We start from the raw sequence: 4,929 nt of genomic DNA, 5'->3' as shown, positions 1-4,929 counted from the left end.
CACCTGGACAGTGGCGTCACGCACGATGCGCACCAGCACATCGCCCTGCTCGCGCAGCAGCTGATTCAGAAATGACACCGATGACGCCAGCGGCTTGCCGTTCTTGATGGCGTCACGCATGCGGTCGATGGAACGCAGGGGATGGGAGCGCGCGCTCAGCGCCATATGGGGCGCCACGTTCAGCCACAGGCTGGACATCTCAGCCGGGTCAAACGCGAATTCATACGCCACGTCGTTGACGACAGCAATCAGTGTGTCGTGCGCATCTTCTATGCGGGTGGATCTTGAACCCGCATGCAGGGCCTCGAAAAACTCGGGTACGGCGTGCAAATGCTTGCGGATGCTCGCCTCCGCCGCGGCGTCACTCAGGTTGAAGTGCAGCCAGACGAAATCTGATTTTCCCTTGGGTCTTTCGTCCTGCAGCCAGGCGGCCGCCTCCAAAAGATCTACCGGTATGCCGGGCGCGCCGTTTTCAAACCTGTAGCCGCAGAGCAGGCCGGTTCTGTCGGCGCCGTAAGTGATGTCCATTCAGAAGTGGCGTGAAGTAGTCAAAATTGGAGTGAATCGGACACGRCAGGCGCAGGGCAGCCGGYATCSGGCGACCTGCCCCGGRCAGTGGCGGTCATACAGTGTGTTGCCTTTGCATGACGGTTCGGTGACAGYGSCGTGACCGCGTTCTTCAGGCGCCTGGCCGGGCGGTGCATGCCCACTGCAYRCCGGGTTGTCACTGAGCTCCAATGCGCCTCATAATTTCAGGMCMGGCYGGCAGYASCTCAGGCCTCGCCTGATTCCTTCACATCACCGACGGAGACGATATGGCCACCCACGAATTGTTTGCCTACCTTCATGTCAAAAATGCTGCAAAGGCCATGGCGTTTTACACCTCGGTTTTTGGCGCTACGGAAAAATTCCGGCTCACAGAACCCGATGGCCGCATCGGCCATGCCGAACTGGACTTTGACGGCGCCACGCTGATGGTGTCGGAAGAATTCCCGGAGTACGGCACCCGGGCGCCCGATGCCGGCGCGCCGGCCACCGTCACGTTGCACCTGCATGTGGACAACTGCGATGAGGTGATTGCACGTGCGCTGAAAGCCGGTGCCACGCTGAAAATGGCGGCACAAGACCAGTTTTATGGTGAACGCTCGGGCAGCTTTCGCGACCCGGCAGGCTACCGCTGGAGTGTGGGGCACAGCATTGAAACCGTGTCGCCGGAGGRAATGCAGCGCCGTTATACCGCGCTGATGACCGCGCCTTCTGCGTGAAATTTGCTATGAAAAATATAGCTGCTTGCGCCCGACAGTAATGGCTAAAAGCCCGGATTTATCCACTAGCGCGGCAGAAACCCAGTAGCCTGCCGCGGGCCCGGTACAGGTTCAGGCTTCGTCCGTAGGCGATTCCGCAGAATTGCTTTGCCCGAGCACGCGCCGCAAGGTTTCGAGGAGCTCGGTGTTGGAAGTCTTGGCCTTGACCAGCACGGCGGCTGCCCGCGTGGCCTGAAGCCTGTCCACCTCCAGTGCCGAGAAAATCACCACCGGCGGCGGACCGTCCATCGCCTCGACGTCCTTGAGCAAATCCCAGCCCGAACCGCCTGGCAGGCTGAGGTCCAGCAGGACCAGATCAAAGCGCTGTTCCTTCAGCCGGTCGCGTGCTTCCTGCACCGTGTCGGCGAAGACGAAGGTCGCAAACCCCTGGGCAATGGTCGCTGCGATGCGCTGGATGTCTGGATCGTCTTCAACATGCAGGATGACGGCGCGGGCTTCGACCGAACCGGCAATGGCGCGCCGCACGCCCAGCACGAGCATGTTCTCATCGATGGGTTTTTCCAGCCAGTCTGATACGGTCAGGGACTGCTCGTTGAACTGGATCCGCCCCTCGGCCGCCGAGGCCGACACCACCACGATCGGCACGTCGCGTGTATGCAGCTGGGCGCGCAGCGCCCTGATCAGCGCAATGCCGTCCTGGTCGGGCAGCTTCAGGTCTATCGTGACGGCGGCGTACCGCCTTTTTGCCAGCTCCGCGACGGCCTGCCTGGCTGTGTACACCATTTCGGTGTCAAAACCGCCCTTGTCGAGCATCATGCTGATCAGGCGGGAGATGTCCGGGTCGTCCTCGCAAACCAGGACACGCGGCCGCTGTTCGACCAGTGCCGAGAAACCGGAAGTGCGCTCCGGTGAATCCACCCATTCGGGCAGTTCAAAGAAGAAGGTGGTGCCGACCCCGGGGTTGGTATGAAAACCGATGCTGCCGCCCAAGCGCTCTATGATGGCCCGTGAAATATTGAGGCCCAGGCCCGTGCCGCCCTTTTGCCGTGTATCGGAGGAGTCCGCCTGGGAGAATTTCTGGAAGATGCGGTTGCGGAATTCCTCCGGAATGCCGGGCCCGTGGTCCCGCACCTCGACGCGTATGCCCGTCTCGCTGCGTGCCACGTGAATATCCACCGTGCCGCCTTCGGGCGAGAACTTCATCGCGTTGGACAGCAGGTTGGTCACCACCTGCGTCAGCCGGTCGCTGTCGACCCTGACCTGCAGGTCCTCGTCGGGAAACTCGAGCTGCAGGTGCACATTCTTCGCCGCGCCGTAGCCTTCGTTGGCGGCCAGCGCCTGCTCCAGCAAAGGCCTGAGTTCGATGGCCTGAAAATCCAGGGTCATCTTGCCGGACTCGATCTTCTCGATGTCCAGGATGTCATTGATCAGCCGGATCAGGCGCTCACAGTTGGTTTTCGCGATGCCCACCAGCGTCTTGACGGCGTCGGGCAGCTGGCCGGCAACACCGCCGGAGATCAGGCCCAGCGAGCCCCGGATCGAGGTGAGCGGCGTGCGCAGCTCATGGCTGACCGTCGAGACGAATTCACTCTTCATGCGGTCAATGCGCTTGAGTTCGGTGACGTCATTGGCCAGCGTGTAGAAGCCGATCACYTTGCCTTCGTCGGCGCCGTCGCCGTAGCGCGGGAAATAATTGACCACGTAGTCGCGCATGCCGCCGCGGGCGGTTTTCTGCGATCGCTCGTAGACCACCGGGTAGCCCTGCAGCACCTCTTCCACCCGGGGCTTGATCAGGGCGTACATCTCATCGCCCACAATGTCCCGGATGGTCTTGCCTTCGAGCTGCGCTTGCGTCATGCCGAAGACTTCCTCGTAGGCCCGGTTATGAAAGCACAGACGCTGGTTGGCGTCAGCGTAAGTGATCCAGGCCGGCACGGTATCGGTGATTTCGCGCAGCTGCGCTTCGCTGGTGCGCAGGGCCTCGGTGACACGGCGGATTTCGGTGGTGTCGCGTCCCGTGCCGCGGTAGCCGGTGAATTTTCCGTTGGCGTCGAATTTCGGCACGCCGCTGATGCTGAAGTAGCGCGGCCGCCCCTTGGAGTCGCGCCGTGTACTTTCAAGGTCGCGGAAAACCTCGTGCCGGGCTATTTTGGCCTTGTACTCGGCCAACGCACCGGCTTCGATGTTGATGTAGTCGAGCTCCCAGGCAGTCTTGCCATGGGCCGATTTCGGGATGCCGGAGGCGCTTGGGGCTTCGCCGGGAACCTCGACGAAGCGGAAGTTTTCGTCCTGCTCCCAGAACCAGTCGGAGGCCAGCGCCGTGAGTGCGCGAAAGCGTTCTTCGCTTTCACGCAGAACCTGCTCGGTCTGCTTGCGCTCGGTGATGTCCTGGATCTGCGCGATAAATTGAAGCGGCTTTCTGTCTGCATCGCGCACAAGGGAGCAGCTCATGTAGCCCCATACAGTACGGCCGGACTTGTGGATGTAGCGCTTTTCGACGTGGAACGATTCGATTTCGCCAGCCAATGCCCTGCGGCGCTGCTCCAGGTCCCAGGCAATATCGTCGGGATGGGTCAGGTCATGGATGGTGCGCGACAGCATTTCCGCCTCTGAATACCCCAGCATCTGGCAAAAAGCGGCGTTGACCTTCAGCCGGCGCGAGTCGATGCCGATCAGCGTCATCCCGATGGCCGCATGTTCAAACGCATTGCTGAACTGCTGGTCACTGACCGTGAAGACATCGTTGTCCGTGCTGATGGGGCCAGCCCCCTTGGGACTTACTTCTCCGGCGTCCTCGAACGTACTTGCGCTGTCTGTCAGCGCAACGCCTGAATCGTCAAACACGTCCCCCTCAGCCGGCATGGCACCGGCCTGCTCGCCTCCGAGCGTGAAATAAAAGGTACTGCCCTCACCCACTGCCGACTTGGCCCAGATTTTTCCGCCGTGGCGGGTGATGATGCGTTTGACCGTGGCCAGCCCGATGCCGCTGCCGGCGAACTCTTCCGGTGAATGCAGCCGCTCGAAAGTGCCGAAGAGCTTGTCGGCATACGCCATGTCGAAGCCGGCACCGTTGTCCCGCACAAAATACACCACCTGGTCCTCGGCCCCTGCTTCTTTTCCGACCAGGATTTCGGTGTGCGGTTTTTTCGAGGTGAACTTCCATGCATTGGCGATCAGGTTCTCCAGCACCTGACGCAGCAATGCAACGTCCGCCCGGCCCCACAGGTTGGGCTCGACGGTGATCCGCACCCGGCGGTCAGGATCGTTTTCCGTCCACTGCTTGATGATCTTGGCCGCCTCGGTACTGATGTCGACAGACTCCCAGTTCAGGCTGGTCCGCGACAACTGGGCCAGGGACAGCAAGCCATCGGTCAGCTCACCCATGCGGCGCACACTGCTGCGTATGCGGCCCATGAAATGATGTGCGCGCTCACCCGATTCAGGTGGAACCGCTTTTTCAAGCAGCGCACAAAATCCGTCGATGGTGCTCAACGGTGTCCGCAAGTCATGCGCCACGGAATAAGAGAAGGCCTCGATCTCCCGGGTGGCGACTTCCAGCTGGGCGGTCCTGCGCAGCACGCGCTTTTCCAGGTTGACGTTCAGCCGGACGATTTCCTGCTCCGCCTGCCGGCGCTTGCTGATGTCGGTAATGGTGCTGACATAC

Annotated in this window: 3 protein-coding genes; 1 reads left to right on the top strand and 2 read right to left on the bottom strand. The window is 61.3% G+C overall.

Features of this window, described 5'->3' with window-relative positions:
* On the bottom strand, positions 1-528 hold a 528-nt coding region (locus tag AC1D1P_RS14155; RefSeq protein ID WP_477673426.1), incomplete at its 3' end, for a CorA family divalent cation transporter.
* 287 nt (positions 529-815) lie between these two features.
* On the opposite strand from AC1D1P_RS14155, the gene AC1D1P_RS14150 reads away from it, so the two are divergent.
* Complete coding sequence (locus tag AC1D1P_RS14150; RefSeq protein ID WP_477673425.1) at positions 816-1,265, top strand: VOC family protein; 450 nt, start codon at positions 816-818, stop codon at positions 1,263-1,265.
* Between the two features lie 111 nt (positions 1,266-1,376).
* Here AC1D1P_RS14150 and AC1D1P_RS14145 read toward each other — a convergent pair.
* Positions 1,377-4,929, bottom strand: a 3,553-nt coding sequence (locus AC1D1P_RS14145; protein ID WP_477673424.1) for an ATP-binding protein, incomplete at its 5' end; no start/stop codon positions are given.

The organism is Polaromonas sp. P1_E1_2 (genome assembly GCF_056406035.1).
The sequence above is the reverse complement of the archived record's forward strand: the minus strand, read 5'-3'. Positions and strand labels throughout refer to the sequence as shown.